Origin of the sequence: Microbacterium saperdae, from assembly GCF_006716345.1 — a bacterium.
In the GTDB taxonomy this organism is placed as follows: Bacteria; Actinomycetota; Actinomycetes; order Actinomycetales; family Microbacteriaceae; genus Microbacterium; species Microbacterium saperdae.
On the sequence record NZ_VFOX01000002.1, the window covers coordinates 376,811 to 402,301 of the forward strand.

The 25,491-nt window shown below is 65.8% G+C and carries 23 protein-coding genes, 2 tRNA genes and 2 pseudogenes; 18 read left to right on the top strand and 9 right to left on the bottom strand.

Translation table 11 applies throughout. From position 1 onward, the window contains the following. The first annotated feature begins 41 nt into the window (after positions 1-41). The 8 genes from gyrA to FB560_RS20995 all read left to right on the top strand — a co-directional run bounded on the left by gyrA (position 42) and on the right by FB560_RS20995 (position 6,970). Positions 42-2,603: a DNA gyrase subunit A gene (gene gyrA, locus FB560_RS16435; protein WP_141873585.1), complete on the top strand. Its 2,562-nt coding sequence runs from the start codon at positions 42-44 to the stop codon at positions 2,601-2,603. Beyond that, the gene (locus tag FB560_RS16440) at positions 2,600-3,004 is read left to right on the top strand and encodes a DUF3566 domain-containing protein (RefSeq protein ID WP_141873586.1); all 405 of its coding nucleotides are present in this window, start codon (positions 2,600-2,602) and stop codon (positions 3,002-3,004) included. Before gyrA ends, FB560_RS16440 begins: the two co-directional genes overlap by 4 nt. A 148-nt stretch (positions 3,005-3,152) precedes the next feature. Continuing rightward, a complete protein-coding gene (locus tag FB560_RS16445; RefSeq protein WP_141873587.1) occupies positions 3,153-4,421 on the top strand; it encodes a sensor histidine kinase in 1,269 nt (422 codons plus the stop codon). Next, positions 4,409-5,098, top strand: a complete 690-nt coding sequence (locus FB560_RS16450; protein ID WP_141873588.1) for a LuxR C-terminal-related transcriptional regulator — start codon at positions 4,409-4,411, stop codon at positions 5,096-5,098. Before FB560_RS16445 ends, FB560_RS16450 begins: the two co-directional genes overlap by 13 nt. Continuing rightward, the gene (locus FB560_RS16455; protein ID WP_141873589.1) at positions 5,095-6,027 is read left to right on the top strand and encodes a DUF4097 family beta strand repeat-containing protein; all 933 of its coding nucleotides are present in this window, start codon (positions 5,095-5,097) and stop codon (positions 6,025-6,027) included. Before FB560_RS16450 ends, FB560_RS16455 begins: the two co-directional genes overlap by 4 nt. An 85-nt stretch (positions 6,028-6,112) precedes the next feature. After that, positions 6,113-6,186, top strand: a tRNA-Ile gene (locus FB560_RS16460). A 26-nt stretch (positions 6,187-6,212) separates the two neighbouring features. Beyond that, positions 6,213-6,285, top strand: a tRNA-Ala gene (locus FB560_RS16465). A gap of 133 nt (positions 6,286-6,418) precedes the next feature. Beyond that, positions 6,419-6,970: a hypothetical protein gene (locus FB560_RS20995; RefSeq protein WP_229672925.1), complete on the top strand. Its 552-nt coding sequence runs from the start codon at positions 6,419-6,421 to the stop codon at positions 6,968-6,970. Here the strand turns inward: FB560_RS20995 and FB560_RS21000 are convergent. Beyond that, a pseudogene (locus FB560_RS21000) lies at positions 6,890-7,930 on the bottom strand (recombinase family protein); the annotation flags it as partial. The gene FB560_RS20995 and the pseudogene FB560_RS21000 sit on opposite strands and share 81 nt — an antisense overlap. 415 nt (positions 7,931-8,345) lie before the next feature. Between FB560_RS21000 and FB560_RS16475 the strand changes: the two are divergent. Continuing rightward, entirely contained in the window at positions 8,346-9,041 is a 696-nt protein-coding gene (locus FB560_RS16475; RefSeq protein WP_141873590.1) for a hypothetical protein, read from the top strand. A 43-nt stretch (positions 9,042-9,084) separates the two neighbouring features. Here FB560_RS16475 and FB560_RS16480 read toward each other — a convergent pair whose 3' ends face one another. Together FB560_RS16480 and FB560_RS16485 are read right to left on the bottom strand one after the other, a co-directional pair. Next, positions 9,085-9,771: a DUF6036 family nucleotidyltransferase gene (locus FB560_RS16480; RefSeq protein WP_188895008.1), complete on the bottom strand. Its 687-nt coding sequence runs from the start codon at positions 9,769-9,771 to the stop codon at positions 9,085-9,087. After that, on the bottom strand, positions 9,768-10,259 hold the full coding sequence (locus FB560_RS16485) for a hypothetical protein (protein WP_141873591.1): 492 nt from the start codon (positions 10,257-10,259) through the stop codon (positions 9,768-9,770). The genes FB560_RS16480 and FB560_RS16485 overlap by 4 nt, the downstream gene beginning before the upstream one ends. Positions 10,260-10,598: 339 nt before the next feature. On the opposite strand from FB560_RS16485, the gene mobF reads away from it, so the two are divergent. After that, on the top strand, positions 10,599-14,066 hold the full coding sequence (gene mobF, locus FB560_RS16490; protein ID WP_229672928.1) for a MobF family relaxase: 3,468 nt from the start codon (positions 10,599-10,601) through the stop codon (positions 14,064-14,066). Between the two features lie 481 nt (positions 14,067-14,547). Next, positions 14,548-14,889: a hypothetical protein gene (locus FB560_RS16495; protein ID WP_141873592.1), complete on the top strand. Its 342-nt coding sequence runs from the start codon at positions 14,548-14,550 to the stop codon at positions 14,887-14,889. A gap of 46 nt (positions 14,890-14,935) precedes the next feature. On the opposite strand, the gene FB560_RS16500 is transcribed toward FB560_RS16495, so the two are convergent. The 3 genes and pseudogenes from FB560_RS16500 to FB560_RS16510 all read right to left on the bottom strand — a co-directional run. Then, positions 14,936-16,243 (bottom strand): ISL3 family transposase, encoded by a 1,308-nt coding sequence (locus FB560_RS16500; protein WP_141873593.1) that lies wholly within the window; start codon positions 16,241-16,243, stop codon positions 14,936-14,938. Positions 16,244-16,660: 417 nt separating this feature from the next. Next, positions 16,661-17,623, bottom strand: a complete 963-nt coding sequence (locus FB560_RS16505; protein WP_141873594.1) for an endonuclease/exonuclease/phosphatase family protein — start codon at positions 17,621-17,623, stop codon at positions 16,661-16,663. Between the two features lie 149 nt (positions 17,624-17,772). Continuing rightward, positions 17,773-18,024: pseudogene (locus FB560_RS16510) on the bottom strand (transposase family protein); the annotation flags it as partial. A gap of 565 nt (positions 18,025-18,589) precedes the next feature. On the opposite strand from FB560_RS16510, the gene FB560_RS16515 reads away from it, so the two are divergent. The 5 genes from FB560_RS16515 to FB560_RS16535 all read left to right on the top strand — a co-directional run bounded on the left by FB560_RS16515 (position 18,590) and on the right by FB560_RS16535 (position 22,005). Then, on the top strand, positions 18,590-19,093 hold the full coding sequence (locus FB560_RS16515; protein WP_170198189.1) for an RNA polymerase sigma factor: 504 nt from the start codon (positions 18,590-18,592) through the stop codon (positions 19,091-19,093). A 391-nt stretch (positions 19,094-19,484) separates the two neighbouring features. Next, on the top strand, positions 19,485-20,081 hold the full coding sequence (locus FB560_RS16520) for a hypothetical protein (protein ID WP_141873596.1): 597 nt from the start codon (positions 19,485-19,487) through the stop codon (positions 20,079-20,081). A gap of 50 nt (positions 20,082-20,131) precedes the next feature. Further along, a complete protein-coding gene (locus FB560_RS16525; protein ID WP_141873597.1) occupies positions 20,132-20,632 on the top strand; it encodes a peptidase inhibitor family I36 protein in 501 nt (166 codons plus the stop codon). Positions 20,633-20,815: 183 nt separating this feature from the next. After that, a complete protein-coding gene (locus tag FB560_RS16530) occupies positions 20,816-21,490 on the top strand; it encodes a DUF6973 domain-containing protein (RefSeq protein WP_141873598.1) in 675 nt (224 codons plus the stop codon). Positions 21,491-21,558: 68 nt separating this feature from the next. After that, positions 21,559-22,005 (top strand): hypothetical protein, encoded by a 447-nt coding sequence (locus tag FB560_RS16535; protein WP_141873599.1) that lies wholly within the window; start codon positions 21,559-21,561, stop codon positions 22,003-22,005. A gap of 493 nt (positions 22,006-22,498) precedes the next feature. Here the strand turns inward: FB560_RS16535 and FB560_RS16540 are convergent, their stop codons facing one another. Then, positions 22,499-22,795 (bottom strand): hypothetical protein, encoded by a 297-nt coding sequence (locus FB560_RS16540; RefSeq protein ID WP_141873600.1) that lies wholly within the window; start codon positions 22,793-22,795, stop codon positions 22,499-22,501. Positions 22,796-22,857: 62 nt separating this feature from the next. Between FB560_RS16540 and FB560_RS16545 the strand changes: the two genes are divergently transcribed. Further along, complete coding sequence (locus tag FB560_RS16545) at positions 22,858-23,463, top strand: hypothetical protein (RefSeq protein WP_141873601.1); 606 nt, start codon at positions 22,858-22,860, stop codon at positions 23,461-23,463. Positions 23,464-23,482: 19 nt separating this feature from the next. Beyond that, positions 23,483-23,944 (top strand): hypothetical protein, encoded by a 462-nt coding sequence (locus tag FB560_RS16550; protein ID WP_141873602.1) that lies wholly within the window; start codon positions 23,483-23,485, stop codon positions 23,942-23,944. A gap of 33 nt (positions 23,945-23,977) precedes the next feature. On the opposite strand, the gene FB560_RS16555 is transcribed toward FB560_RS16550, so the two are convergent. Together FB560_RS16555 and FB560_RS16560 are read right to left on the bottom strand one after the other, a co-directional pair. Beyond that, complete coding sequence (locus tag FB560_RS16555) at positions 23,978-24,598, bottom strand: hypothetical protein (RefSeq protein ID WP_141873603.1); 621 nt, start codon at positions 24,596-24,598, stop codon at positions 23,978-23,980. 38 nt (positions 24,599-24,636) lie between these two features. Then, positions 24,637-25,464, bottom strand: a complete 828-nt coding sequence (locus FB560_RS16560) for a helix-turn-helix transcriptional regulator (protein WP_141873604.1) — start codon at positions 25,462-25,464, stop codon at positions 24,637-24,639. Positions 25,465-25,491 lie beyond the last annotated feature (27 nt).

The window sequence follows — 25,491 nt, forward strand, 5'->3', positions numbered from 1 at the left end:
CCCGGACGCTTCGACAAGCTCAGCAACCCAGGAAATGACACATGACTGACGAAGAACGCACCGAGCCGGCGCACGACCACGGCAAGATCGATCAGGTCGACCTGCAGTCGGAGATGCAGCGCAGCTATCTCGACTACGCGATGGCCGTGATCGTGGGGCGCGCGCTGCCCGACGTCCGTGACGGACTCAAGCCCGTGCACCGCCGCGTGATCTACGGCATGTACGACGGTGGATTCCGCCCTGACAAGTCGTTCTCGAAGTGCGCCCGTGTGGTCGGCGAGGTCATGGGCCAGTACCACCCGCACGGTGACTCCGCGATCTACGACGCCCTCGTCCGCCTCGTGCAGCCGTGGTCGCTGAGGTATCCGCTCGCGCTCGGGCAGGGCAACTTCGGCTCCCCCGGCAACATGGGCGCCGCCGCTCCGCGTTACACCGAGACGAAGATGGCTCCGCTCGCGCTCGAGATGGTGCGCGACATCGAAGAGGAGACCGTCGACTTCCAGGACAACTACGACGGTCAGACCCAGGAGCCGACGGTTCTGCCCGCCCGGTTCCCGAACCTCCTGGTCAACGGCTCGGTCGGCATCGCGGTCGGCATGGCCACCAACATCCCGCCGCACAACCTGCGCGAGGTCTCGGATGCGGCGCTGTGGGCTCTCGACAACCCGGGCATCACCCGCGAAGAACTCCTCGACGGTCTGATCCAGCGCGTTCCCGGTCCGGACTTCCCGACCGGTGCGCAGATCCTCGGCACCAAGGGCATCCACGAGGCGTACCGCACGGGTCGTGGATCGATCACGATGCGCGCCGTTGTGAACGTCGAGGAGATCCAGGGCCGCACGTGCCTCGTGATCACCGAGCTGCCGTACCAGGTGAACCCCGACAACGTGGCGGTCAAGATCGGTGATCTGGCCCGTGACGGCAAGATCACCGGCATCGCGGACATCCGTGACGAATCCTCCGACCGCACGGGTCAGCGTCTCGTCGTCGTGCTCAAGCGCGATGCCGTCGCCAAGGTCGTACTGAACAACCTGTACAAGCACACGCAGCTGCAGGAGAACTTCGGCGCGAACATGCTCGCGATCGTCGACGGCGTTCCGCGCACGCTCGCGATCGACGGGTTCATCACGCACTGGATCACGCACCAGATCGAAGTGATCGTGCGACGCACCGGCTTCCGCCTGCGCAAGGCCGAGGCACGCATGCACATCCTGCGCGCCTACCTGAAGGCGCTCGACGCGCTCGACGAGGTCATCGCGCTCATCCGCCGCTCGCCCACGGTCGACGAGGCCCGTTCGGGTCTGAAGACGCTGCTCGACATCGACGACGACCAGGCCGACGCGATCCTCGGAATGCAGCTGCGTCGACTCGCCGCTCTCGAGCGTCAGAAGATCCTCGACGAGGCGAGCGAGCTCGAGGGGCAGATCGCGGACTTCAAGGCGATCCTCGCCGACGAGTCGCGCCAGCGCACCATCATCCGCGAAGAGCTGACGGCGATCGTCGACCGCTTCGGCGACGACCGTCGCACCCACATCCTGCACGGCTTCGACGGCGATGTCTCGATGGAAGACCTCATCGCCGAAGAGGAGATGGTCGTCACCGTCACGCGCGAGGGCTACATCAAGCGCACGCGCAGTGACAACTACCGCTCGCAGCACCGTGGCGGCAAGGGTGTCAAGGGCGCGCAGCTGCGCGCGGATGACATCGTCGAGCACTTCTTCGTGACGACCACGCACCACTGGCTGCTGTTCTTCACCGACAAGGGACGCGTCTACCGGGCGAAGACCTACGAGGTGCCCGAGGCCGGCCGTGACGCGAAGGGTACGCACGTCGCGAACCTCCTCGCGCTGCAGCCGGATGAGAACATCGCGCAGGTGCTCGACATCCGCGACTATCAGGTCGCCGAGTACCTGGTGCTCGCGACCCGAGAGGGCCTGGTCAAGAAGACCCGCCTCGAGGCGTACGACACCAACCGTCAGGGCGGCGTCATCGCGATCCGTCTGAACGACGAGGACGAGCTGGTCAGCGCACTCATGGTGAACAAGGAGGATGACATCCTCCTGATCAGCCGTCGGGGCATGTCGGTCCGGTTCGAAGCGACCGATGAGGCGCTGCGTCCGATGGGCCGCGCGACCGCCGGTGTGCGGGGTATGAAGTTCAAGCTCGACGGGGACTGCCTGCTGTCGGCGTCGGTCGCGGCACTGGGCAAGTTCGTGTTCGTCGTCACCGACGGAGGCTTCGCGAAGCGCACCGCGGTGGAGGAATACCGCGTGCAGGGACGAGGCGGAACGGGCATCAAGGTGGCCAAACTCAACGATGATCGGGGCACTCTCGCGGGTGGTCTGATCGTCGCCGAGGACGACGAGGTCTTGGTGGTTCTGTCCAGCGGCAAGGTGGTACGCTCTGCCGTGGCCGAGGTGCCCGCCAAGGGTCGAGACACCATGGGAGTGGTGTTCGCACGGACGACGGAAGCCGACCGTATCCTCGCCATCGCCCGCAACAGTGAGCGGGGCCTCGCGAACGACGAGGACGCCGCAGACGCGGAGGGGGAATCCGAAGCCCCCGAGTCGACACAGAACCCTGAGGAAAGTACGGACGCATGAGCACAGTAGCCGACAAGCTGGCGAAGAAGTCCACGCGCAAAACCAGTGGCAAGCAGGTCCGCCTGCGTCTCGTCTACGTCGACTTCTGGTCGGCCGTGAAGCTCTCGTTCCTCGGAGCGGTGGCCCTCGCGATCGTCACGATGGTGTCGTTCTTCCTGATCTTCCTGGTGCTCCAGGCGACCGGCATCATGGCGACCGCCAACGAGTTCATCAACAAGTTCTCGGATGGTGCGATCGCACTGTCGGAGCTGGTGGGGCTGCCTCAGGTCATGGCGTTCGCCGCGGTCGTCGCGATCCTCAACCTGATCGTGTTCACGGTGCTCGGCGCCGTGATCGCGGGAATCTACAACCTCGCCGTGAAGGTGACGGGCGGACTGCTCGTCGGCTTCATGTCGAACTGACGTCTCCCGGGCCGACAGGCCCCGGCGATCGAAGGGCGGATGCTGCGGCATCCGCCCTTCGTCGTTCCCGGCGGAGTAGGGAAAACCCGAACGCAGGAGTCCGGATGACTCGGTGTCGGCGCGAACGGGGCGCCCGTACCTTGGAAGCATGACCACTCAGACTGCGACTGCGCCGCCGGTGACGGCCGCGAAGCCGCCGCTGCGCATCTTCACGACCATCCTGCATCTGGCAGGGGTGGGCGTGATCGGCGGCATCATCTTCTCCACTCTCGGCGGGTTGCTCGGCACCGGCCTCGGACTGCTCTTCGCCGCCGGCATCGGCGCCGTCCTCCTCGTGGGCCTGGTCTACGCGCTGTTCGGGGTCGGCTGGTTCGAGGTCGCCCGCGTGGGCGCTCTCTACCGCACGCCGATCGCACCGCTGGGTCTGCGTCGCCGTGATCGCCCCGGTTTCGGCGGGTGGCTCCGTTCGCTCGGCCGACAGGCCATCGACGGACGCATGTGGCGGGCGATCGCCAACTTCGCCATCGCCGCCGTCCTGGGCTTCATCGTGCTCCGCCTCGCGTGGACGCTGGTGTGGTCGATCATCATCTCGTTCGCACCGCTCACCTCGGCCGAGTCCGTGATGGGTCCGTTCGGCGGGGGCGGTATCCCCGTCGCCTGGGCGCCGCTGGTCGGCATCCTGGGAATCGCCGCATCCGTCGTCGGCATGATCGGACTCGCGCTGCTGCACCGCACGCTGTCGCTGGCGATCGTCATCCGCAGTCGTGAGACCGAGCTCACCGAGAAGGTGCGCACCTCGACGGCGCAGCGGGAGGGCGCGGTGCGTGCGGCCGACCTCGAGCGGACGCGTATCGAACGCGACCTGCACGACGGCGTCCAGCCGCGACTCGTGTCGGTCGGCATGACGCTCGGCCTCGCTCAGCAGAAGATCGACAACGACCCCGACACCGCGAAGGAGCTGATCGCCGAGGCGCACACCTCCACCAAGGCAGCGATCACCGAGTTGCGGCAGCTCGCCCGTGGCATCCATGCATCAGTGCTCGACGATCGCGGGCTGGATGCGGCACTGTCGGCGCTGGCCGGGCGCTCGCACATCCCCGTGAACCTGGACGTGCGGATGGACGGACGCTGCAGCAGGGATGCCGAGGCAGCCGTCTACTTCTCCATCGCCGAATCGCTCACCAACGCCGCCAAGCACTCGCGGGCGAGCGAGGCACGCGTCACGGTGCGGATCCGTGAGGGCAATACGCTCTGGGCACGTGTCGAGGACAACGGCATGGGCGGTGCGCAGGTGCAGCCCGGTGGCGGCCTCGACGGCATCGCCAACCGTGTGCTCGCGGCCGGCGGCACCTTCCGACTCGACAGCCCCCAGGGCGGTCCGACCAGCCTGGAGGTGAACGTGCCATGCGCATCCTGATCTGTGAGGATTCCGTCCTGCTGCGTGAAGGTCTCGTCCGCCTCCTCGAGGACGCCGGCCATGAGGTCGTCGCGGCTCTCCCCGACACCGCTGGTCTCGCCGAGGCGGTCGCCGGAACCGATCCGGAGCTCTGCATCCTGGATGTGCGGCTTCCCCCGACCTTCACGGACGAGGGCATCCGTGCGGCTCTGGGTCTGCGGTCCACGCATCCCCAGCTGGCGATCCTGGTGCTCTCGCAGTACGTCGAGGAGCGTTACGCCTCGGATCTGATCGCAGCGCAGGGCGGACCACTGGGCTACCTGCTCAAGGACAGGGTCGCCGATGTGTCGGATTTCCTCGCCTCGGTGCAGCGCATCGCGGAAGGTGCGACCGTGCTCGACCCCGAGGTCGTCGCGCAGCTCCTCACCCGCCGCAACCGTGATGACCGGATGCTCCGCCTCACGGAGCGCGAGCGCACCGTGCTGGCGCTGATCGCCGAGGGCAAGTCGAACCAGGCGATCGCCGCACTGCTCTTCCTCTCGGAGGCGAGTGTCGAGAAGAACATCACCGCCATCTTCCAGAAGCTGGGCTTCGAGCAGGACGAGTCGGGAAACCGCCGCGTGCTCGCCGCCCTCGCGCACATCGAGAACACCGGAGGCCCGACGCCTCCGGCCGGCCAGACAGGAGTGGCACGATGACCACCGAGCAGAACGACTTCCAGGGCGGGCACACCCCGCTCACTCCCCCACCGGCGTCCGGCCGTCAGGACTCCGTCCCGCCGGCATCCGTGCCGCCGACGCCGACAGGACCCCCTGCGGCCGGGCGTTCCTCCGGCGCCACGGCCGTCATGATCGTCACGGCCGTGGTCGGGGGGATCGCGCTGTTGGGTTCCGGCGGTGCCGCTGCGGCGGCCGCGGCGGGGAGCATCCGATCCACGAGCACACCGGATTCGGTGCAGACCGTGTCGATCGACGGCGTCGCCGGGATCGACCTCAGTGCGGATGCCAGCAGCATGCGTGTCGAGTACGGCGATGTCGATGAGGCGGAGCTCGCGATCACGAACGGACGTGGCGCTGCGTGGACCTTCGAGCGCGACGGCGACGAGTTGGTCGTCCGCAGCCCGGAGGGCGTGTGGGGTTGGTGGTTCGGGAGCTGGTTCGGCGACGAGGAGGTGGCAGTCCTCACGCTGCCGGAAAGCCTGCAGGGGAAGTCGCTCGACGCCGACCTCACCCTCAACGCAGGGAGCCTCGACGTCCTCGGTGACTTCGGTGTTGTCGACATCAACGTGAACGCCGGTGCGCTCGACGTGCAGGGCTCGGCTACGAGCTTCGAGGTGAACATGAATGCGGGTCGTGCGGATGTCCTGCTCGACGGTGTCGATGAGGCCGACCTCGGGGTGTCAGCCGGCGATCTCACCGTGGAGCTGACCGGCACGGCGCCCAGCCGGACCTCGATCGATGTGAGCGCCGGATCATTGGATCTGACCATGCCTGATGTCGAGTACGACATCACGCAGGATGTCAGCGCAGGCTCGCTCGATGCGAAGGTCGAGCAGTCGCCCAGCGCCCGGCGCACGATCGACGTGTCGCTCTCCGCGGGCAGCGCGACCATCCGACCGGGCCGCTGATGCCTGTCGAGGGCGAGGGTCCACAGGGGTCCTCGCCCTCGATTCGGATTTTCCGTGAATCTCGGGTAAAGTTTCGGAGGTTGACGGGGCTATAGCTCAGGTGGTTAGAGCGCTTCACTGATAATGAAGAGGTCCCAGGTTCAAGTCCTGGTAGCCCCACACTTTCAATTCAATATTTCCCTCACGGGGCCTTAGCTCAGTTGGTAGAGCGCCTGCTTTGCAAGCAGGATGTCAGGAGTTCGAATCTCCTAGGCTCCACCCAAAGTGTCTTACGGGAACACGCGACATCGCTAGACGTGGTGTGTTCCCGTTTCGCTTCCTTGCCTTCGTCGCCGTCCGCGTGTGCTTCGCGGAAGATCGTCGCGAACGGTTCGGCGAGGCGTGGGCGTAGTTGTTCGTCGTCGGTGATGTCGAGGCGCGTGTAGAACGCTTGGTTCGCGAGCCGCCGGTCGGCATCGTCAGAGTGGGCGTAGGCGCGGTGCGCGTCGGTGAGGAGCCGCAGCGAGTCGTGGAGGAATGCGCGCCCGCCGGTGTAGTGTTCGCTGTGCTCCGCGAGGCGACGGTTGATGTCTGCGAGGCCCGCACGGATGCGGTCTTGGTGCCGCTTCAAGGTGGGCAGGTCGATGGCGTCGGCGAAGTGCGCGGCGAGGAGCTTGTCGGATTCGGCTTCCAGGCGTGCCCGGTTCGCGGCCAGATCAGCGACTTCCTGATCCTGGCCCGCGTTGCGTTTGTCGAACGCTGCGTCCACGTCGGCGGCGAGCCGCTGATAGGTGGCGTCGCTGATCGTGATCGAGGCATAGGAGTCCGCCACGAGCCGTTCCGCGACAGCGACGGGCACGGCGCGTCTCGTGCAGTTGGTCTTCTTCGCGGCGCGGCCGGAGCACACGAAGTAGGCGTACGTGGTGCCGCGCGGGTTGGTGGCGAAGTCCAGCAGCATCCGTGATCCGCAGGTGCCGCAGTGCAGGAGCCCTTTGAGGTGGTGGGCGTGCTGAACATGCCGGGTCATCTTCGCCGTCCGCGCTTTCAGAAGTGATTGCACTTTGTCGAACAGTTCCGGTTCCACGATCGGTTCGTGCGCGCCGGGATGCAGTGCGCCCTTGTAGCGGATCACTCCCGCGTAGTACGGGTTCGTCAGCAGTTTGTAGAGGGTGTTCTTCCCCAGCGGCTTCGAGGGGCGCTTCGGCGTCGGCACCGTCAACAAACCCCGTGCTGTCAGCTCACGCAGGAGGCCGGTGACGGAAATCTCGCCCTCCGCGTAGCGCTCGAACGCCCAGGTGATGAGCGGGGCACGATCAGGATCAACCTCGACCGTGCGCATCTCACGGCCTGCCTCATCCGTCTTGCGGACGTTGAGGTAGCCGATGGGTGCGCGCATCGGGGTGCCACCCTGCGCGACCTTCTGCGACAACCCCTTAGTGACTTCGGTGGCGAGGTTGCGACTGTAGAACTCGGCGATGGAGGACATGATGCCGTGCACGAGCATCCCCGAGGGCGTGTGATCAATGGACTCGGTTGCGGAGACGAGCGTGACCCCGGCGGTCAGGAGGGCTTGGTGGATGGCGACGTCGTCGGCGCGGTTGCGTGCGAGGCGGTCGAGCTTGTGCACGATACAGAACTGCACCCGCGTCGCCGCGATGAACGCCAGCATCTCCTGCAACCCGTCGCGGTCGGCGGAGCGTGCAGACTCCCCGGCGTCCACGAACTCCCGCACGATCCGCGCGCTCAGCTCGTCGGCCTTGCGATGGTTCGCCTCGCGCTGCGCCGGGATCGAGAACCCTTCCTCGGTGCCGCCGCGCTCGGCCTGCTCACGAGTGGAGACGCGCAGATAGGACACGGCCAGCAGCACCGGCTTGTTCTCCGCGTGTTCGTTGGTCGGCGTGAGGGTGGGAGCGGTCATGCTCATGCGGTGCTCCTTCGACGGTGCAGCAACTCGGGTTCTTGTTCGTCTTCTACCCTGCCTCGCCGGTCTGACATCAGGCTCAGATTCTCCGGAGCTGGGAGGCCGTAAGGGTCGGGTCGGCCGTCTCGGTAGGCGTCGTAGCGGGTCTGGGTGATGTTCAGCACCCACTCCACCAGCTTCCCCACATCCGGCTCCGCACGGCGGATCGAGCGGAGCCGAAGCACCGGATCGCCGCCTGGCCCTGACCCGAGCGCAGCCCTATCTTGCGCCGCGCGTTGGTGGCGCTGACGGGTCGGGGCTGGGGCCAGGACACTCACCTCAATCTAATGCGATAGCAGATACGCCATATCAAGGTAACACACTCTTGGCGTAACGGCCATTGTTTGAGATGAATCCGTGGTTCCACTACCCTGGAAGCATGAGTCAAGACGTGGAGGATGTTCCGCTGCTGGTCTTCTCCGACCTGCCAGCGGGCTGGGTGATACCCGATCCTCCCGTGATCGCCTCTTCCGCTGAGTCGGTCGCCATTGATGCGGCGCTCAAGTATGACAAGCGGAGATACCCCACACCGGGGCTGGACGGAGAACTGCGCGGGTACAACGACGGTCGCGATGGACGTTGGTTCCTCATCGAGCATGTGCAGTCTCATACCCGTGTGCTGCTGCGGTTGCAGCGCCAGTACCTGATGCATCAGGAGCCGATGGGTGAGGTGCGGATCACGGGGATCATCTACCTGCCCGAGCAGGCCGGTGACCCGGTGGCAAGCCCGATGCTCCGCAACCTTCCCACGTCGCGGATCGAGGCGGCGATCAACCGCCGCCAGTTCGCCGTCACCGGAGTCACTCGGTTTGAGGGCGGCACCCTCACCATGCCCTCAGGCCGCGTCATGCGCGCCGAGGACGTGATGAAGCCACTCGGGAACCCGAAGCGCACCCCGGACTTCTACGAGGTTGTCGCTTTGCAGCACACCCGCCTCGTGGATGACGGGGAGGCGAATCCGACGGCGAAGATGGCGGAGCTGAGTCGGGTGCCGCTCTCGACCGCTCAGGGCTGGGTTGCTCGCGCCCGCGCCAAAGGACTGTTGCCGCCCGGAAGACGTGGACGCGCGGGGTAACTAGCGCTGTCCGCCGTTGTTGGAGTTATTGCGGGCGTTTTCTCTACAGGCTCCGCCCCGGCCCCTGCGTGCCCGAGCCTGGGCGGTGCTGCCAGGGGTCATGGAACGGGTCGAGGCCGTCATCGATGCCGCTCACCGAAGTACGCTTGACAGGTTCCGAACTACGCTTCACAGATTGCCGCCTCGGCGTGTCTTTACGGGCGTGTACGCGGGCGGCGATGTCTTCGGCGATGTAGCGGTGGCGCGGCAGGAGCTGACTGGTCGGGTAGGTCGCGGTCAGCAGGTCGATGCAGTCCTGCGCGGAGGTGTACCCGAGCCGGTTGAACAGGATCGCGGCATCGTTCAGGTCGCGCTCGTCGCGAGAGGCGTGCAGCTTCATCGCCAGCAGGTAGCTTGGCGACGGTACTTGCACGAGCAGCGATTCCGACTCGAACACGGTGCGCGGGTGATCGTCCGCGCCGGGCAGGAACCCTTTGGCTGCGTCGTTGAGCCAGTCAGGTTCGAGCCCGTGCGGGCCGCTCATCTCTTCCGCGATCCGCCGCACTTCAGGTGCCGGTACGAATAAGGCGTCCACGTCCCGCGTCAACCGGCCCCGGTCATACGCCAACGCCATCGCCGCCCCGCCGACGACGAACAACTGCGCAGACACCCCGGCTGCTGCGAGTCGGTCAGACAGCTCCTGGAAGAGGGCGAGCACCCCGTCAGCGTCGAGTTGCCCGCGATCGTTCATGCCCTCGCCAGCGAACGGGAAGTGATGAGAATCCCGCGCCGCCGGAACGCGTCCGGGCTCTCCCGATCCGCGTCCTCACGAAAGATCACAGGAACCGCCGGATACCACGCGGTCGTGCACCGCGACGGGTCCAGCGCCCACGCAGGGGCAGCCCACCCGTCACGGTCGGCGAGGTAGTCGGCGAGAGCTGCGAATGCCGCATCGATCTCCGCCGCACCTACACGGGCCGGTTCGTCGGTAAACACTTCGGCGGCAAGGCTCGGGCCGCCTCGTCGCAGGGCGGAGGTGTAGTCGTCCAACGTTTGCAGGACGCCGAACCGCCAACACACGTCGAGAGGCTCTCCATCGCTGAGGAGTCGGCGGCAGTCGGCCGCGTTCTGCGCTGCCGTGTGACGCACCCCGATGCCCGGAGCGGGCGTGGCCTCGGGGGCGTCGCGGGCAGCGTCGAGCAATGCGGTAACCGAGAGCACTTCACCCTGAAACACCATGACCACGCCTCCTTCCTCGGCCTCCATTCTCTCAGACACACCCGGAGAAGTCCCGGGATCATCGCGCGCGCCACAGCGACGCGACATCGGGGCGGAGCGCCCGATTTTCAAGTCCATAGGCACCGCCTCCATCAACACCGATCCCTGACCCCAGCGCCGAGCAGACCGCACCCAGAAACGCTGCAACAGCAACGCTTCTCACCGCGCCCTTCGCCTGCCCTCACCTCTCGACTCAACCGACCTTCCCACTCTCATGTAGTTGCCAATATCAGAGAGAATGAACGTATCCTAAGTGCCGTAGTTGCTGATACGCTAGATGCTCAGTGGGGCGGCGGAAGGATGGTGGTCGAGATGCATGGCGGCGTGATTCCGTTCCGGGGAACCGGGGCTGATGCGCTGCGTTATGTCGAGGCCGACCGCTCCCGCGCCGACGACTACTACTTGGGCGCGGAAACCTCGGTGGCACAGTTCACGGCCCTGGACGGGTCGGGTGCGGTGACCGCTGAGCTGAGTCTTGACCCTGCGGGGTATGCGGGGTGGGTGGACTGGGTGAACCCGCTCACGGGCGAGTCGATGGGGAAGCCCCGCCGCGCGGGGTCGGATCGGCGGGGCTCGCCCCGGTTCATGGAAATGGTCATCAACACACCAAAGTCACTGTCGATCGCGGCGGCGCTGCACCCGGAGGTCTCCGACGCCTTGGATGCCGCCCAGCAGGATGCCCTCGCGGAGATTCGGCGCTGGCTCGCCCGCCACTCCGTGACTCGCGTTGGTCCGTTGGGGGCGCAGGAGGTCGTGCCCATCGAGCAAATGCAGGTCGTCGGGATCACGCACCGCACGAGTCGGGCGGGTGATCCGCACCGGCACATTCATATGCAGATCGGCACCCGCGTCTTCGCGGCAGGCAAGTGGCGGGGCCTGTTCACCGCCGCCTTGTTCAAGCAGCAAGGAGCGATCCGCGCCCTCGGCACCGCCGTGATCGCCGCCAGCCCCGAGCTGGTTGACGTGCTTGACCGGCATGGCCTGACCCTCGACCCCGCCACTGGCGAAGTGGTCGAGTTGCAGCCGTTCAATGCGTTGATGAGCAAGCGCGGTGCGCAGGTGGGTAAGAACCTGGAACGCCTCGAAGCCGACTGGGAGAAAGATCACCCCGGCGAGAGTATGGGGCCGGTCGTCGCGACACGCCTGCGAGCGGAGGCATGGGCGCATGAACGTCCCGCGAAGAAGCCGACCACTTTGGCTGAGGAAGCCGGATGGGTGACGGAGTTGCGCGAGGCCGGATACAACCCCGAGGCTCTGCGTCGCCTCGCGCCGCGTGCATCGGTGGGGTTGGATGACCTGAGCGTGCAGGAGGTCGCCTCTCGCACGCTGGATCGTTGCGCCGCCGCTACATCGGCGTGGACGGCGCACACGGTGACCGAGCACGCGATGCGGATCATGACCGAGCACGGCGTGACCGCTGCCCCCGAGGAGGTGCGCGAGTTCGTGCAGGTTGCAACGGCGCTGGCGCTGGAAGACTGCTTCACGGTCCTTCCCCCCGGCGCGCCACGGCTGGAGCATGTGGCGCATCTGACGAGCGTGCACGTCATGCAGGTCGAGACCGAGCTGCGCGACCTCATCACCGCCCGCGTACCCGAACGGGAACCGAAGCACCCGGACGTGCAACGCCTCGCAGAAGCTGTTGGACTCGACACCGGACAGACCGAAGCAGCGGCAGCGGTCACGTCCGCTGATCCGTTGGTGATCGTGGAAGGGGCAGCGGGGAGCGGGAAGACGACGATGCTTGCCACCGCCATCCAAGCCGCGAATGAGCGGGGTGGTGTGGTGCGGGTGGTTGCGCCGACGAAGAAGGCCGCCGATGTCGCACATCAGGCCCTCGGTGTGCCTGCTGATTCGGTGGCCGCGCTCGTCCATGCCCACGGATACCGCTGGAACGCCGACGGCGTATGGATACGCCTCGCCATCGGTGACATCGACCCGGAGACCGGCCGCGCATACACCGGCCCACCGGAGGCAACGCGGCTACTTCCGGGTGGGCGGATCGTGGTGGATGAGGCAGGGATGCTCGACCAGGACAGTGCGCTCGCCCTGTTCACCGTCGCCGCAGAGCACGGCGCAACCCTTGCCCTGATCGGCGACCGCGCGCAACTCCCTGCCGTGGGGCGCGGCGGTGTACTCGACATGGCCGCGCAGATTCGGGGCCGCACCATCGACATGTCAGAGGTGCATCGCTTCACCGACCCCGTCTACGCCGAACTCTCCATCCGGTTGCGGGGCCGGGATGATCCCGCCGCGATCTTCGAGCAGCTACAGAACCTGGGTCTGATCCAGTTGCACGCCGACACCGACGAACTGCACGAGCACATCGCCACGCAACGGGGCGACAGTCAGGCAGTCACCGTCGCCACCAATGACGAAGCCACCCGGTTGAACGCCCGCATCCGCGACGAGCGCGTGCACGCCGGAGCCGTAGACGACGCCGCGACCACGACCGGCAGCGACGGCCTCCCCATCGGGCGGGGCGACCTGATTCAGACGCGGAAGAACGACACCAGCCTGGGGGTGGCGAACCGGCAGCAGTGGATCGTGCAGCACGTCGAGGAAGACGGCACCGTCTGGGCGGTCGAGGCAGAGAACGGCCGCAAGCGAGACCACACCGTGCGCATGCCCGCCGCGTATGTTGCCGAGCATGCGCACCTGGCTTATGCCTCCACCGCCTACGGGGTGCAGGGGGTGACAGTTCCCGTGTCGCACACGATCCTCACCGACGCGATGAGCGGACCTGCCGTATACGTCGGCATGACCAGAGGCAAGGACGAGAACCGGCTGCACATCATCGCCGAGAGCCTGCCGGAGGCGCGGGAGCAGTTCGTTGAGGCGTTGGAACGCGACCGCGCCGACCGTGGCCTCACCGACGCAACCCAGCAAGCAGCGGAGGCCGTGCGTGGGTTGGTCGATGACGGCCCGGTGAAGGTCGTACGCTCCGAGATAGCAGCCCTCGAACAGCTTGCCGAACAAGCCGAGGCCAGTGCCGCGCGGTGGCAGCAGGCCAGTGATGGCCTGGAAGAGCTGCACGCCCGGCAACGGTTCGAGCGCGAGCAGGCGGCTGAGGCCAACGGTACGGCGAGACAGCAGCTCGAACTCGTACGCGCCAAGGTCGCCGAACCACTCATCGCGCAGGCACGCGCCGCGTTGACGGAGTGGCAGTCTGCTGACGCTGCCGAGCAGGTCGCAAGCGCGAAGGTACGCACGGCGGGGAGGTTCAAGAAGCGCCGCGCCACCGCTGAGCACGGCACCGCCCAGACCGTCGCACGTGATGCGAAACGACGCCTTGTGAAGGGGTGGGGCGAGCCTGCCCGATGGGGCGAGGCTCAAGCTGATTGGGTTGAGCGCGTCACTGGGCCCCAGGTCAACGCTGACCCCCGTGTGGTCGAGGCAGAGCAACGGCGTGCCGCCACAGGGCGGGCCCTTCACGCTGCGATCGAGCCGAACCCGTGGCCGACCATCGGCGTCTACGCCCGCGTCTTCGGCGACGACGCGGTGAGGAAGAACCCCGGTGCATACGTCAACGCCCGACCCGCACGCCAGGCCGAAGACGCGACCCGCACCGCACAGCAGGCCCGCGCCGAAGCCGAGACGCTACGCGCCCTGACCCCGTCCGAAGCGATCGAACGGATCGCGCAGACTCGCGCAGCCGAAGAAGCAGAACGGGAAACCGCCCGCATGCTCGCAGAACGCGGACGCCAGCTCCGTGCCTCCCGCTCGGCCCATAGCGGTCCGAGCCGCGAGGGGCCGAGCCTGGGCCGGTGAGCGGAGAGGGCGGCGGTGCTCCGTAGCCTCGGACTGGCGTCGGAGAGATCATTTTCGGATCGATGTCACACTCCGGGCGCCTGAGGCAACGTTACAGGTGAAGCCACAGCGTTTGGGCTGTCGCTCAGATTGTCCTCATCGCAGTCGTCACTTCCCGAAGGAGCTACCCTGATGTCACTGATAACCACCCTCGCGGCGATACCACTCGTCGCCACTCTTGCTCTCGGTGGATCCGGGACAACCGTGGGAAACTTGTCTGATTCCGTTCCTGTCTTCACAGCAGCAGTGCCGTCGGCCGCGGTCCTCACGGTTGACGCTTCGGCGCAGGCTGGTCGGATCGCACCAATGCACACGAAAGCGTCTTGCGACCGCCAGATGAATGCGGGCGCAAAGAAATGCTCGCGGATGCGTCCGCTGCAAGTGGCTGCAATCTGTCACGCTGCGAACATGACGCGTTACGCTGGATGCTTGGCAGGCGCAAATGGTTGACGACGACGAGCGGCAGATCGTAGCTAGCCGACTATTCCAGACCGATGACGGTGACTTGACGCTCCAGATTCTCGCGGGTGGTGATGGTTCGACGTCGTTTGGATACCAGTTTCTCAACGAGAGCGGCGAGGTGACTGAGTCGCTCGACACTTACGGCGCCGACTCTCTGCAGGCGTTGCTGTTTTGCATCACTGCCGCGGGCGACTACCTGCAACGCTATGTCCCATCGGCGTCGTTCGCCGAGCTCGGCGTCACTGCAATGCTGACGACCGATCTCGGCGCAGTGGGTGAGTGGCGAGCACAGGTTTCGATGCCTGCTGTCTTGCCCGCATGAGTACGCGACGCGCTCGGAAGTTTGGCTCTCCTGACTGTTCCGTGGGTCATGCTCGGTTGGGGAGGGTGGGCCGGTGGCCGCCGAGGTTGAGCGTGGCGAGGGCGATGAGCGCGTCGGGTGAGCGGAACCCGAAGGCGACGCGGGTGATGAGCCGGATCTTGGTGTTGACCGATTCGATGCGCCCGTTGGAGAGGCCGTGCTCGATCGCGGCGAGGATCGATGCCCTGTGCTTCACGATGCGGCGCTGCAGGTTCACGAACGCGGGGATGCGGGAGCGGCGCGCCCAGCCGATCCACTTCTGTAGCGCGGCGTCGGCGTCGGCGTGGCCGAGCTGGAACACCAGGCGGAGGCCTTCTTTGAGGAGGTAGGCGCGGTGCAGTCTCGGATCGGTCTTCGCGATCCACGCGAGCTTCTCGGCCTGCCTGTCGGTGAGGTTGTCCGGGTTCTTCCAGAGCGCGTACCGGGCGCCCTTCAAGCCTCGGGCCCGGTCGGACGCCGGTCGTGTCGGAGCGTCGTGGCGGGGCCGGCCGACGCTCCGGGCCGGCTCGGTGCGCGCTTGCCGGCGGGCGTCGTTCCACGCGCCTCGGCGAACCTCGTCCAGTGCCTCGGTGGCCCACTTCACGACGTGGAACGGATCCGCGCAGCGGATCGCGTTCGGGCACTTCTCCTCGACGACGGCACCGATCCAGTCCGCCCCGTCCGCGGACACATGCGTGATCTGCGCGCACCGCCCCTGCCCGGATGCTTCCAGCGCGTCGAAGAAGCCGCCCAGGGTGGCCTTGTCCCGGCCGGGCGCGGCCCAGACCAGCCGTCCGGTGTCGTGATCCACGACGATCGTGAGGTAGCGGTGGCCGCGTTTGTAGCTGATCTCGTCGATCCCGATCCTTCTCAGCCCCGCGAACCGGTCGTGCAGCTTCTCGGTGTCGCCCCAGACCCGGGTGATGATCGATCCGACCGTGCGCCACGCGATCCGCATCAGCTCGCACGCTGCGGTCTTCGAGCATTGCGTGGCCAGCCACGCGACCTGCTCATCGAACGTGATCGTGTGCCCGGCCGCGTGCCGAGCCCACGGCACCGCCCGCACCGTTGCGCCGTGCTCGGAGCAGAACACCCTGGGCGCGTCCGCTTCAAGGTAGACCGGGATCGTGCCCAGATCCAGAGCCCGCCACCGGCGTCGGCCTTCGCCCGGGTCATACCGCGGGCAGCGCCGCAGGCACCGCCCGCACCGACTCGACGCTGACCGTACCGGCCGCACGTGAGCGATCAGCACCCCCTCGTCCTGGTCGAACTCGACCTCTTCAACGACTGTCTTCTCGACGCCCAGTAAGGCGCACCATAGAGTGGCATTCCGCACGCCGTTCTCCGCACTCTGGTTCCTGTTTCTTGACAATCCAGAAACCTAGACGAGAGAACGGTGTGCGCCCGTTTCAGACCCACTCGACCACCCACGGAAGAGTCACAAGAGCCCAAAATCTTGCGGTTTCCACAGCCTTGCCGTCTTGCCATGCCTTCTGCGTGCCACTCGCGACGGAGATCGCTTCGGTCCCGTTGATGGGCACGAGTTGCACTAGGAGCATTTTACTCGTCGCAGCGGCAGAAGAGCTCCTTGCCAGCGATACGGTCTGGGCAAGGGTACCGAGGGAGAGCGCTTGACGACGAGGCCTTCGGTGTTGCTCAGCCGTTCTTCCGACCCCGCGCGTGGTGGCGGCAACGGGAGGAACTTCCAACTCGCGGTCGCCCAGCGCGGATGAGCCCACGCCCTCGTGGCTGGCTAGTTCCGGTCGAGGATCACGAAGATCGGCCTGTGATCAGAGCTCTCAGACCATCGCGTGCCCGGTGCATCGAGGACGCCGAACCAGGTGGGGAGCCAGTCGTCGCCGGCGAAGACGTGGTCGATCTGTGCTCCGAGTTGGGCGGGTAGTAGTGCGGGCCAGGTTCCCGATTCCGGCTGACCGAGCGTCGCCGCGACCTCCGAGCATGATCCGAGCCGGTCGCTTCCGAGATTTGCGAGCGTCGCGTTGAAGTCACCGACTGCTATGGCGTCTCCGCGGTCGCACCGATCCCGTACCCACGCGACATGTTGCCGCCAGAGATCGGCTCCCTCTGTGAGCATGGGGCGTTGCAGGTGGGCAACAGTGAGAAAAGGGGCATCGTGGCGTTCAGGCACGAGATAGATTCCGGCCCACGGAGGTGTGTCACCGTTGTGCATGGTGTATTTCCCCAACCGGTCAGCTATCAGAATCGTGGCCGAGGAGCCGTCCCACCCGTACACGCTCATCTCATTCGCCTCGGCAAAGGTCGCGAATCGACCCTCTGCGGTGCTCGTGAAATACTCCGGGAGCACGATGATGTCTGGGCGCGTTTGCTCCACGAGAACCATCAGGTCGTCGTCGACATCGCGTTGATCGGTGTTCCACGACAGAATCCTCAGTTCATCTTCGGAGTGGGCGGCGGGGACGTCACTGGCCGTACCTCCACCCAAAGTGATCAGGAACGGCAGGACAAGCAGCGCCGTGAGCACCGCGACGATAGCCGCCGCCCTGCGCCCGCTCATAACCAGAAGAGATATCGCGATCAGGGCTACGGCAATTGCCGCGACGAGGAGCGTCAACGACCGAAAAGCCACCAGCGCGAACACGAGGGGTGACGCCGTACCCCTACCTAGGATCGGGAGAGTTAGCGCGGCGAGCACGATGACCCCCGCGACAACGACGCCGGCTGTGGCGATCTTCACTCGTCTGCCTCCCCTTCAACAGCATCCGCAGTTCGGCGATCGGGCGTGTACGCCGACGCATCGCGACTCGTGCCTCATAATGGTAGGGCGCGAACCCTGGCGCTTCCCTGACTGCTGGCAGCGGGTCATCCGGGCCTATCGCCACCGGAGCAGAACACCCTGGGCGCGTCCGCTTCAAGGTAGACCGGGATCGTGCCCAGATCCAGAGCCCGCCACCGGCGTCGGCCTTCGCCCGGGTCATACCGCGGGCAGCGCCGCAGGCACCGCCCGCACCGACTCGACGCTGACCGTACCGGCCGCACGTGAGCGATCAGCACCCCCTCGTCCTGGTCGAACTCGACCTCTTCAACGACTGTCTTCTCGACGCCCAGTAAGGCGCACCATAGAGTGGCATTCCGCACGCCGTTCTCCGCACTCTGGTTCCTGTTTCTTGACAATCCAGAAACCTAGACGAGAGAACGGCGTGCGCCCGTTTCAGACCCACTCGACCACCCACGGAAGAGTCACAAGAGCCGGAAGTTTTGGCCACTTCTGCTCGCGCTTGCGGGCGTAGCACTGATTCTCGCTGGAGCAGGATGGGCAATCTACGAGGGGTACGCATCGGACGCGGAGATGCGGGCTGGCCGTGGCCTTCCTGCATTTGTTATGGGCGCAGTGGGCCTTGCCTGCTTGCTCAGTAGCGTCGTCGCAAGCATCAGAGGCTCACAGAGGCCACCCAAGCCACCTGAGTAAGCGACATGCCCTTCTGTTGCGGACGGAGATGGACGTCGCCTCCGCATAGTCTCCGTGTCTATCCAGACGTGGAAACGAGAGGTTCGCGAGCCGCGGTGGTGACCAACCCACCGTGCGCATAGGTACCGCCGCGGCTCGCGCACCCCTTCGTTGTCACACTTCGCCGTTGCGGGGCAACAGAGAAGATAGAAGACGGTGTCTGGCTGGGAGCTGCATGGAAAGGGAGGAGGTGGCGTGAAGAAGTTCTCGACGTTCTTCCGGGAGAACTACTCCTTTGTCGTCGGTGTTGCCGAACGTCGCCTCGACTCCGTTCAGGATGCGGAGGAGGTTGCGACGGAGGCGTTCCATCTCGCGTGGCAGCGGTACCAGGCGGGCGAGCCGCTGAGTGTGCCGTGGCTGTACGGGGTGGTGCGGAACCTGATCGGAAACGAGTATCGGCGGCGCGGTCGGCGGGCCTCGCTGCAACGCCAACTCAACCAAGATTTCGCGTTGAGTATCCCGGTCTCCGAAGACCTGTATGCGGATGTGCGGGACGCGGTCGAACGTCTCCCACGGATGCACCGGGAGGTGTTGAAAATGACCTACTGGGAACGCCTCACTGCGCGGGAGATCGCCGCTGTACTCGACGTCAACAGCGCCGTCGTGCGGGCCAGGTTGATGCGAGCCAGGCGTCTCCTGCGCACGGCGCTGAGCGACATCCAAGATCGGACCGATAGGGAGGTGCCCACTCGTGAATGATCTGCTGAGCACTCTGCTGCACGCCGCGGACCCTGGGACGGTGAAGCGCGGTGACCCGCTCTCCGAGCGCGGTCTGCGGGAGCTTGCCGCCTGCGAAGCTCGAGAAGAAGCTACGGCACGCTCGTCACGACGCACGTCGATCTTTTCCGCCCGTCGTTCGGTGCGGTGGCCGGTGCCTTTGGCTGCCGGGGGTGCGTTCCTTGTCCTGCTGTTTGTCGCGGTCTTCGCGGTGACAAGTGTGCTACGTCCCGTTCCGGCGGTCGCGGCGACCCCGCCGTTGCTTGAACTGGCGTCGGTTCCGCAGTCGGCTCCTGAGCTGTTGAAGGAGATGGAGAGTATGCGCCGCGCAGGGGAGCCGCCCGCCCGCACAATCCGGGTACAGAGTTGGGCGTTGAACACCTCGATCGCCGAGGACGGCACGATCGAGTCTTCGGTGGTGGAGCCGCAGTGGAGCGAAACGACCGTCCTCCCCGATGGGAGTATGCATTATCGGCTCATCGCTGCCGAACCGTTCCCCGGGCAGGACGATGACGGTCTGCCCGAGCCGGGCACGGTGCTCGTGGACGAAGTGTTCCTCCCCGGCGACTGGGATTCCCCGGTGGAAGAAGAACCTCCCACCCTTGTTGGTGACGTGGCCGAGTACCTGGTCGCGTTGACCGGCGAGGACACGCTCACCGCGGGGCAGACGATCCGTGAGATCAGCACGATCGTGTCGAACACCCTCCTCACCCCCGGGCAGGAAGCCGCACTCATCGGCTATCTGAGCACGCTGGGTGGCATCCAGGTATCGGGTTCCACGACGGACCGGCTCGGACGGACCGGGATCGTGTTCAGCGCGACCGACCGTGACCCCGGGCAGTTCGAAGACCGGCTGATCATCTCCCCGAGCAGCGGGCGCATCCTCGCCGTCGAAACCCTCTACATCGGCTCCGCCCGTACCGACATCGAATCCCCGGCCGTGATCGACTACACCGCCTGGGAACGCTAACCAACCCGACCCCTCGCTACACCATCATCGATAGAACGGATACCCGATCCATGCACCGTCCCCGCACGCTTCTCGCGACCGCTGCACTCGTCCTCGTTGCGCTGATCAATCCGACCGCCGCGTCGGCCACGACACCACCGGCCACTGCCATGCAGGAGCGTGTGGAGGACATCATCGACGAGTACGGCGGCGTGCAGACTGGATGGAATGAGGTGGCCTGGGACGAAGGCGCGATCATCCTCACCATCGACCCGGACGACAGCACTCTGGCGGGAACGGTGAGCGCGAGGGCGGAAGTTGCGCGGGACAACTGCGCGGCCGGGAAATACTGCGCGTACGGTAAGGCCGGTTACGGCGGAAACAAGCTCACCTACTCCGCTTGCCCTGCAACCCACACCTCCTTCAGCATCATCGGGTCCCCGCGTTCCATCAAGAACAACCGCACCTCCGGCACTGTCAAGGCATACAACGGCAGCACCCTGAAAACCACGCTGACCGCAGGCAACGGCAACTCCAACACCACCGGCGTCACCAAGATCACCTGCACCTAACACCCGACCGGGGTTCCGACTGACATCACACGGGTGGATCGTCGTTCCAACACCACGTGGACCATCGTTGGGACGCCGCTGTGAAGGGAATCGTAATCCGATGTCACATTCGGAACGTTCGCGGAAACAACCAGAGTGAAGAGTCTGCGCACCCAGCAGGCTCCGTCACGAAAGAGGAAAACCATGCGTGTGTCCCGCCTTGTTCGCTCGGCTGCCGGTGTCGTCGCCGCCGCCGCCCTCGTATTCACGGTGGTGTCGCCAGCTGCGGCCGCCGATGACGATCAGCAACAGCTCGTGGAAGAGGTCTTCGCCTCCGATGTCCCGCTGGAGACATTCGACGCTCTGAGCTACGACGAGCAGAGCCTGGTCATCGACGCCGTTACCCGCGACGGGCTGCCCGCCGATGTCACCGAAGCTGATGTCTTCGTCGGTGAAAGCACGAGCGTTCAGCCGTTCGCGTCGGGGTACAACGACCTTGTGATGAACGTGGTCGAGATGCTCGCATGCGTCCAGTTCGTCGACCTCGTCTCCTGCAATATCGCCAAGGGCAATGCGGATACGGCCGCCGCGGATGCAGCTAACCGGTTCTCGTCCACCTCGCTGCACAACGGTAAAGGCGACGCCTACCGGCATTGCTACTGGAACGCCCTGATGACCCGCCACATCGGCGCCAACGCGGCGATGAAGATCGCCGCGAACCACGAGTCTCTCAGTTCCGGCCCAGCGAAAGAGAAGACCATGGACACCTACAACAACGCCAAGGGCCGTACCGCAGGCAGCAACGCCAGCAGCGACTCCGCCGCCCGCAGCACCTGCTACACCTGGGCCAACAACGGCACCCTCCGCACCCTGAAGTAGTCGCCGGTGCCGGACCACCGCGACGGACAGTGGTCCGGCACTCTTCCAGAAAGGACTCGGCTGTGAGGATGAAACACGGCACCATGCTGACGGCAACGACAACCATCGCCCTCACTGTCACGCTCACCGGGTGCACCTCAAACGACAGCGACCTCGCCGCGCAGGTGCTAGACGCCATCCCGACGACCTCCGCAACGCAGGTGACGCTTGAGCTTGCCGAGATCCGTCCCGGCGGCTGGGACAGCTACCTGGTTGTCTGTCCCTACGAGACTCTCGAGTCCGTAAATGAACGGCTCGGGTTTACCTGGGACGACGGCCCCGACCTCACCCTCGATGATGCACACCAAATCCTCGTCCTCACCGATGCAGATGCCATCGAGGAATATGCCACGCTTGACCGCAACCGGATCGACCTCTGCACAACAGAACAATGGTCGCTGACCGAAAAAGCGACCCCCATCACTCTGATCGAACAAGATGGCGTATGGACAGGTTCGCCCCGCAACGATCGTTGAAGTTGTTAAGCTGAGACAGTGGCGAACGCCAACAGGCTCAGCTCCACAGTTACGTCTGTTCCAGAACGTCGGTCGAGGCTGTCAACGACTGTCATCGAGTCTTGGCCCAGACCGTACCTCGGTGAACGCCATACTGCTTCGTCAACATGAGCACGCTGACGCCGTCCGCGCGGGCTGTTCGCATAGCGTGCACTTCGCTGTCCGTAAGCCGTGTTCGAGGTCGTTTCTTTGGTTCCGCAGATGCCCCGATCAGGGCGTCATCGGCATCATCCTCGGACTCGGCATCTCCGCGTAGGCCTTGATTCCATGCGGAAACCAGCTTCTGAACCCGTGGTCGCCTGTTCCCGCAGCGTACCATTGCTTCCACACTGTGTTGAGACAGTTTGATCAAGGCTTCGAGCATCGCTCGGGGCCTTTTTCTTTTCCCCGACGCTGTTCCCGATCAGTCATCCACAGGTGTTAACAACTCTGTTAACAACTCGGGAGCCGACGATCAGCGTGACAACGAGCGGATTCTCGCGTTGTGGGCCACGATCGCGACGATCGCGACAGCCGGACCCGCCAACACGACGATGAGCGCCCACCAGCCGGCACTCTGCGCGATCAATGCGGCACCGAAGATCGTCAGAGCGGCCCCGAGTGCGCGCATCGCCACCGACCCGCGCGGCTCGCTCACGGGTCGAGTCCAGTAGGGAATCGGCGCGTCGCGGTTCGCGCGGACGGTGGCGAGCAGAGCTGCCAGGAACAGGATCACCCCGGCGAGAGCGATCGCGATGCCGAAGACGTTCATGCTTTCGACCGTATCAACCTCCGCTCTTGCGTGCCGCGAACGGCCCATGATCTGCTGGCAGCATGACGTTCTTCCCGCCGGACCCAGAGATCACCGAACCCGAGGAGAGCGAGAACCCGCAACCGCGGTGGTGGAGCAGTCCCCAGGGCGAGCTGCCCGCGCTGCTGCCGATCTCGGAGATTCTGGCGGTGACCGACCATCTCGCGATCGCACTGGTCGCCGTGGCGGTGTATAGCGACGGGGTGGAGTTCCGGGTGGATCGCCGCCTTCGCCGCAACGGACTGCCGATGACGGAATGGAACGAGCTGTGCTCGACGTTCATGGAGTACATGCCGTTCGCCGGCCCCTCGGGTCAGGCCGGGCGACTTCGCTACGGCATGGTGCTCGGCAACGGTGAGAAGGTGCTGGCCGACTCGCCGTACTCCGGCGCGGGTGACCCGATGTCAGAGCCGCACGGGTACGTCCTGAACAACCAGGGCCAGGGCGGTGGCGGCGGGGGCAGCACCTACTCCGGCGGCGACCAGCTCTGGCTCTGGCCTGTGCCTCCGGCCGGTCCGATCGAACTCGTGGTGCAGTGGCCCGCGCTCGGCGTCGAAGAGACTCGTGTGATGCTCGACGGTACGGCGATGCGCGAGCTCACCGACCGAGCGAAACCGTACTGGCCGTGAGCGCGGAGGGGAGACGACGATGACCGCGAAGAAGCGTCGAGTCGCTCAGGCCCGCACCGAGGCGGAGTCCGACACGAAGTCGGCAGACTCGTTGCGACAGGGCCAGTTCGCCGTCTGCGACGGGGTGGAGTATCGGCTGGGAACCCGAGGTGGCAGCTGGACGCTGCTGGCCACGAAGCCGTTGCCCGGTTTCACGAAGTTGCGCAGCGGCGTGTTCTTCCGGAAGATCGCGGCGGATGAGCAGATGGAGTGCTTCCGGATCAGTCATCGCGGGACGTATCGAGGGATCGATGTGAGCATCTACGGCAGTGACCGCGGACGAGTCATGGCCGTGACGAACGACATTCGCGCGAGTGGCGACGGTTTCGAACTCTTCGATCGCGACCAGTGGATGAAACTGATCGATCGGGAAGACGGTGACCTGCGCTTCCAGGAGGTTCGCACGTCGATCCCTATGCCGTGGCGGAAGAAGAGCGCCTGACCGGACGGCGCCTGACCAGACGGCGCCTGACCGTCAGCCGGTCACACCACGCTGACGGGCCTTGGCGTCGAGGTCCTTCGCGTCGAAGAAGCGGTCTCCGTCCACACGGAACGGCTCGGCGTCGAGCCAGATCGCATCGCCGTCGACCCGCAGCACGCCTACGTACATGATGCGGTCCTCGTCCGACGCCCAGATCGTCAGCAGCCGGTCGTCGGCCACGGCCTTCTGCATCGCCGAGAGTCCGGCGACGATCGTGTCGCCCTCACTCCGACCCGCGCGGATCGCATCCAACACCGGCTCGAGCGGGAACGCTGCGCTGACGCCGTGGATGACCGGATTCGTGAGCACCCCGCCGCCCTTGATCCGCCAGCGGCGGGCACCGATGAAGATCATCACGATGCTCACGACGAACACGACGGGAGGCAGGGCGAACGCCCCGGCGATCGCCAGACCGCTCCTGACCCGACCGCCGAGGAGATCGACGGTCGCTTCGGGGTTCAGATAGATCAGCAGCGCGAGCACCACCATGAGCCCCGCGATGATCCCCCATGTCATCGTCTTCTTCGGCGATCGCTCCGGCTGGAAGAGATCTCGACGGGTCGCGAACCAGGGGTACAGGTTGCGCGACTTCGAGCGCAGCGGAGTGAACGTCATCCGGCCATCCTCCCTCACCGCGCTGACACTCTCGAGTGTCAACGCACGCGTCGCCCGAACCGCTCTCGTGTCGCCTCGTCGGGCGTGTAGACCACGAGTTGGATCTCGGTCTGATCCGACGGGCGCAGCTGGTGGTGCTCGAAGACCAGGCGGCCGAGCTCGGGATGCTGGAACACGCGCTCGCGGGACTGGAATCCGCGGATGTCGTGGCTCTCCCAGCGCTCGCGGAATTCCGGGCTCGCCTCCACCAGGCGCGAAACGAGATCGCGATAGCGGGGGTCGCCCAGCCGAGGGCCCGCCTCGGCGCGGAACTCGGCCAGGAAGCGGCGGCTGGTGACATCCCAGTCGTCGAGCAGCTCGCGCACGGAGGGATCGGTGAAGATCAACCACAACAGGTTGCGCTGCTCGGGCGGGGTCTGCGCCACGTTCGGGTACAGGGCTTCGTAGGCCGCATTCCACCCGGCGACGCCCCAGTCGGGCGCGAGCGCGTAGGCCGGATGCTCCTCGAGTGCGTCGAGGAACCGCTGCACATGCGCCGGGGCGGTCTCGACGGCTGCTCCGCCCCCCGGTCGTGCCGGAGCGAAGCCTGCGAGCGTCAGCACGTAATCGTGCTCGGTCACCGTGAGGTGCAGCGTGGTGGCGACGGCATCCAGCACCTGGCGGGAAGGGTTGATGTCGCGCCCCTGCTCGAGCCAGGTGTACCAGGTGACGCTGACGCCGGAGAGGTAGGAGATCTCTTCGCGGCGGAGGCCGACGGTCCGGCCACGTCCCGCCGGAGGGAGCCCGAAGGCGGCGCGGTCGAGATGCTCGCGCCGGGCCCGCAGGAAGGCGCCGAGCTCACTCCGCTGCTGTTCGTCGCTCGCCATGGATACAAACCTAGTGCTCTCACTACT

Excerpts from the sequence above, each read along its gene's own strand:
- gyrA (WP_141873585.1), top strand. The coding sequence starts at position 42 with ATGACTGACGAAGAACGCACCGAGCCGGCGCACGACCACGGCAAGATC.
- FB560_RS16440 (WP_141873586.1), top strand. The coding sequence starts at position 2,600 with ATGAGCACAGTAGCCGACAAGCTGGCGAAGAAGTCCACGCGCAAAACC.
- FB560_RS16445 (WP_141873587.1), top strand. The coding sequence starts at position 3,153 with ATGACCACTCAGACTGCGACTGCGCCGCCGGTGACGGCCGCGAAGCCG.
- FB560_RS16450 (WP_141873588.1), top strand. The coding sequence starts at position 4,409 with ATGCGCATCCTGATCTGTGAGGATTCCGTCCTGCTGCGTGAAGGTCTC.
- FB560_RS16455 (WP_141873589.1), top strand. The coding sequence starts at position 5,095 with ATGACCACCGAGCAGAACGACTTCCAGGGCGGGCACACCCCGCTCACT.
- FB560_RS16475 (WP_141873590.1), top strand. The coding sequence starts at position 8,346 with ATGAGTCAAGACGTGGAGGATGTTCCGCTGCTGGTCTTCTCCGACCTG.
- FB560_RS16480 (WP_188895008.1), bottom strand. The coding sequence starts at position 9,771 with ATGAACGATCGCGGGCAACTCGACGCTGACGGGGTGCTCGCCCTCTTC.
- FB560_RS16485 (WP_141873591.1), bottom strand. The coding sequence starts at position 10,259 with ATGGTGTTTCAGGGTGAAGTGCTCTCGGTTACCGCATTGCTCGACGCT.
- mobF (WP_229672928.1), top strand. The coding sequence starts at position 10,599 with ATGGTGGTCGAGATGCATGGCGGCGTGATTCCGTTCCGGGGAACCGGG.
- FB560_RS16495 (WP_141873592.1), top strand. The coding sequence starts at position 14,548 with ATGGTTGACGACGACGAGCGGCAGATCGTAGCTAGCCGACTATTCCAG.
- FB560_RS16525 (WP_141873597.1), top strand. The coding sequence starts at position 20,132 with ATGCACCGTCCCCGCACGCTTCTCGCGACCGCTGCACTCGTCCTCGTT.
- FB560_RS16530 (WP_141873598.1), top strand. The coding sequence starts at position 20,816 with ATGCGTGTGTCCCGCCTTGTTCGCTCGGCTGCCGGTGTCGTCGCCGCC.
- FB560_RS16535 (WP_141873599.1), top strand. The coding sequence starts at position 21,559 with ATGAAACACGGCACCATGCTGACGGCAACGACAACCATCGCCCTCACT.
- FB560_RS16540 (WP_141873600.1), bottom strand. The coding sequence starts at position 22,795 with ATGAACGTCTTCGGCATCGCGATCGCTCTCGCCGGGGTGATCCTGTTC.
- FB560_RS16545 (WP_141873601.1), top strand. The coding sequence starts at position 22,858 with ATGACGTTCTTCCCGCCGGACCCAGAGATCACCGAACCCGAGGAGAGC.
- FB560_RS16550 (WP_141873602.1), top strand. The coding sequence starts at position 23,483 with ATGACCGCGAAGAAGCGTCGAGTCGCTCAGGCCCGCACCGAGGCGGAG.
- FB560_RS16555 (WP_141873603.1), bottom strand. The coding sequence starts at position 24,598 with ATGACGTTCACTCCGCTGCGCTCGAAGTCGCGCAACCTGTACCCCTGG.
- FB560_RS16560 (WP_141873604.1), bottom strand. The coding sequence starts at position 25,464 with ATGGCGAGCGACGAACAGCAGCGGAGTGAGCTCGGCGCCTTCCTGCGG.